This is a genomic window from Herbiconiux daphne, assembly GCF_024979295.1.
In the GTDB taxonomy this organism is placed as follows: domain Bacteria; phylum Actinomycetota; class Actinomycetes; order Actinomycetales; family Microbacteriaceae; genus Herbiconiux; species Herbiconiux daphnes.
In genome coordinates this window covers 1-558 of sequence record NZ_JANLCJ010000683.1, presented here as the reverse complement: position 1 = coordinate 558, position 558 = coordinate 1, and the positions used below count along the sequence as shown (strand labels likewise).

Here is a 558-nt window from a genome sequence, read left to right as displayed (position 1 = left end):
ATGAGTTTTTCAATAAGAGATATTATTAATTCAATCTCACTTATAATAGGTTAAAAGGTTAATAAGGGAGGTGTTACGTTTAATGAGGTGTTAAATAATGGCAAATCAGCCAACAACACAGGAAGTTAAAGATTATATTGTTGAGAGAGCTAAAGCACTCGGTGTAGATCCTCAACAAGCATTAGCATTAGCCCAAGTAGAGAGTAGCTATAAAACTGATGCAGTAAGTAAAACAGGGGCAGCAGGCGTTTACCAGTTGTTTCCTGATGCGAGTAAAGACGCGGGTTATGATTATAATAAAGTAAAATCTGATTGGAAAACAAATGTTGATGCAGGTATTACTTATTACGGACAAAAGTTAAAAGAAGCTGGCGGTAATGTTCCTGTTGCTTTGGGTTATTATAATCAAGGTAGAGGCGGTTTTAATAAGCAAATGCAAACAGGCCAATTAGCGCCAGAAGTTAAGAAATATATTACACATCCGGCCTTTGCTCCTTTTGTTAATGACACATTGAGTCAAGCAGGAAACCCGCTTAAACCTCTTTTAGCTAAGCAAGC

1 protein-coding gene is annotated in these 558 nt (G+C 36.9%); it reads left to right on the top strand.

Annotated features, from left to right (window positions below):
- Positions 1-97 precede the first annotated feature (97 nt).
- The coding region (locus tag N1032_RS27125; RefSeq protein ID WP_259543806.1) for a transglycosylase SLT domain-containing protein at positions 98-558 on the top strand (461 nt) is incomplete at its 3' end.